Genomic DNA, 2,877 nt, shown 5'->3' with positions numbered 1-2,877 from the left:
GGATCATATTTTTTGCCATGCTACACCTCCATCATATCTGGATAATCTTTCATATGCCTTAAGATAAGCATGGCGGAGTAAAAATGGTAATCAAAAAAACTTTAGAATAGTCGAAGCGACGAAAGAAGAGCTTGGCGCAAAAACATAATACAAGCTTGAGCCTTCTCTGAGTCTTGTCAGAGACCGCCCTTAAATGTTCATGCTATTCCTCCATTGACAGCTCCGATTAACAAAGGATATGAATAAGAATCACGGCAGAAAGACCGTGGTCAGGTTTCGCAGCCTGAAATCAGCAGGCGCATAAGCGTCAACATAAATAGTGAAGACGCTATTTTTATGCCTATACTATGTGACGGATTGTGCGGGGGCATCTTCGGATGCGCCGGCTCCTGTTGACCGGTACTGCGAACCCTGTACAATCCGTCTCCATTATGTTTCGCAGCACAATGGAGAGGGTTTCTTAATCTCAATCAACAGGAGTCCTCACCATGTCAAAAACAGCAGCAAAAACCACACCAGAAGAAACCCCGAGACCAACAAGAACAAAAAAAACTCAGCCTGAATGTATTGACCTTGAGCTAACCAAGTTCTGGCGCAAGGATCTTGACGACCATTCGTTCAGATTCAGAGACTGTGCAAAAGAACTCGAACTTGCCAAGGCTCGGCTTGATGAAGCGAATAAGGAATATAGAGAAGCATTAAGGCTGCATAATCTTCAACTCGATGAAGTTCTGTCCTCTTGCGTAGATGTCGTACTCAATAGGCTTCCCCTTGCAGAAAGGCGATTTCTTATCAAGGAAGTGTCCAGCCTTGCCCGTTTCTGGTCTGGTAAGGGTGACATAGTAATATCAAGAGAGGCCTTGATGAAGTTTGTTGAAAGTCTGGTTTTTTACTGCATGTAGGCTTGATAATTCTCTTAACCAATATACGAAGGATAGAATAATGGAAAAAGCACCGCCGCTTTTAGGTCTATTACGCCTGAAACAAATAGTAGGAGACAAAAAGCAGGGGATACCTCCGCTTATACCTATATCAAAAACAACGTGGTGGCTTGGAGTAAAGGAAGGCCGGTTCCCAAAACCCATTAAGCTCACCGAAAAATGTACAGCCTGGAGAGTTGAAGACATCCAGGCTTTAATCAACAACGGATATAAATCAGGATAGCCCAAACCCCGAAAGGGAACTATAAATATAATGAACAATCAGCCTTGCTTGAGCGATCAGGCAGGGCTTTTCTTTTGCCCGGCAAGAAAGAGTTTAAACTTTTATAACCCAAGCTCAGAATGAGAGCCAAGACGGATAAGCTGAAGGGTGTCATTGCTAATTTTTCTGTAGATCAGCACAAGATCAGGCTTTATATGACAGTCCCTACAGTCTGACCAGTTCCCTGTGAGGCTATGGTCTCTGTATTTATCAGGAAGCGGTTTGTCGTTCGCCAAGTCTTCTATAACTGAAAGTATATCAGACAGCTTGTAGCGTCCAGATTTTGCAACTCGTTTCAGGTCTGTCTTAAACTGGCTTTGCTGAACAAGTGCCCTCATGCCTCATCCCATTCTTTAGCAAGTTGATCAAGAGTTACTGTTTCAAGACCGTCTCCAATTCTTGCAGCCTTAATAGCCTTAACAGTCGTTTCATTTGGTATTAAAGGTTCAAACGGCAATGCGTGTTCTCTTGCCACGCGGATAAGCATAAGGCGCACAGCATCAGACACAGTTAAGCCTATTTCAGCTAAAACAGCAGCCGCTTCTTTCTTAACAGCTTCATCAATACGAGCCTGAACTATTGCATTTGCAGCCATCTTTATTTCCTCCTTTGCGATTATGTATATACAATGTATTTCATTATTTAAAAAAATCAAGTTATTCCTGAAAGGTTGCCTGATACTCAACAGCCTCACATATATAAGAATAAAGTGGATTAGCAAAAAAAGAAGTTCTATAGCAATTGCGTAGCAGGGTTAATATGCTGAAATAGTTAAATATTAGCAGAAACGCAGGATTAGCAGCCTCTTGCTGTTTTATGTCGATAGATTGTTTCTGTCTGCCTGGCAGAAGAAAAAGATTCTAATCCTGATGCAGTTCTATATGGGTACTTTTTCTGATAAGCAGCTTTTTAGCTAATCATTAGCAGGCCATTAGCAACGATAAGGTTCTAAAATAATTATATTTTAGCAGATTAGCAGCATTAGCAAGCATACCAAGAACCAAAAAAATATGAAAGAATACAGTGAACTCTGTTTATGATAATACACCTTTAAAAATATAGTTATATTAGATAGTTAAATTTAAAGTAGTATCTTGCTATAAATAATAATAAGTTAGTTAACAGACTAAATTTAATATATTTTATAGAATTATATTAGTTTGTCGACAAACTATATTTATTGTAAAATTTTCACACAGTGACGGGATGGGGTGAAATTATTTTTTTCTTGCCGGGCAGAAAAGAGGTGTTGTTTTTGGCCAGTAAAAAGACCCCAAAAGATCACTTGCCTACACATAGCCTACACTTTTTAGGCCCCAAACAAAAAACCCTTGTAAAAAACCTTTTATTATCAAGGTCTTACAAGGGTTGATCTTTTAAATGGTGCCGAAGAGAGGACTCGAACCTCCACGGACATACATCCGCTAGACCCTGAACCTAGTGCGTCTACCAATTCCGCCACTTCGGCAAAACAGGTTGAATATATACTCACCATTTTTTTTGTCAAGAATGAATATGCTCATATTTGGCTACACCAGATGTTAAATCACGAATAGATAAATACTCAATGTTATGTGTAATACCAAATCTATTTCAAAAGTGCATTAATTATCCATGGCCACGCAACAATAGATCTGACTTTTTGCTGGTCAAGCTCCATTGAAAGCAATGATG

General features: G+C 39.8%; 4 protein-coding genes and 1 tRNA gene. 2 read left to right on the top strand and 3 right to left on the bottom strand.

Annotation, left to right across the window (positions count from 1 at the left end; genetic code table 11):
• Nucleotides 1-488: 488 nt before the first annotated feature.
• Both K245_RS0121195 and K245_RS0121190 read left to right on the top strand, forming a co-directional pair.
• Nucleotides 489-902: a hypothetical protein gene (locus K245_RS0121195; protein WP_027360767.1), complete on the top strand. Its 414-nt coding sequence runs from the start codon at nt 489-491 to the stop codon at nt 900-902.
• A gap of 40 nt (nt 903-942) precedes the next feature.
• Nucleotides 943-1,164 carry a helix-turn-helix transcriptional regulator gene (locus K245_RS0121190; protein ID WP_027360766.1) on the top strand — a complete coding sequence of 74 codons (222 nt, stop codon included), beginning with the start codon at nt 943-945 and terminating at the stop codon, nt 1,162-1,164.
• Between the two features lie 101 nt (nt 1,165-1,265).
• On the opposite strand, the gene K245_RS0121185 is transcribed toward K245_RS0121190, so the two are convergent.
• The 3 genes from K245_RS0121185 to K245_RS0121175 all read right to left on the bottom strand — a co-directional run bounded on the left by K245_RS0121185 (nt 1,266) and on the right by K245_RS0121175 (nt 2,671).
• Nucleotides 1,266-1,541, bottom strand: coding sequence for a type II toxin-antitoxin system YafQ family toxin (locus tag K245_RS0121185; RefSeq protein ID WP_027360765.1), 276 nt, complete (start codon nt 1,539-1,541; stop codon nt 1,266-1,268).
• Nucleotides 1,538-1,798, bottom strand: a complete 261-nt coding sequence (locus tag K245_RS0121180) for a type II toxin-antitoxin system RelB/DinJ family antitoxin (RefSeq protein ID WP_027360764.1) — start codon at nt 1,796-1,798, stop codon at nt 1,538-1,540. Before K245_RS0121180 ends, K245_RS0121185 begins: the two co-directional genes overlap by 4 nt.
• 786 nt (nt 1,799-2,584) lie before the next feature.
• Nucleotides 2,585-2,671, bottom strand: a tRNA-Leu gene (locus tag K245_RS0121175).
• Nucleotides 2,672-2,877 lie beyond the last annotated feature (206 nt).

The organism is Desulforegula conservatrix Mb1Pa (assembly GCF_000426225.1).
GTDB lineage: Bacteria > Desulfobacterota > Desulfobacteria > Desulfobacterales > Desulforegulaceae > Desulforegula > Desulforegula conservatrix.
The sequence above is the reverse complement of the archived record's forward strand: the minus strand, read 5'-3'. Positions and strand labels throughout refer to the sequence as shown.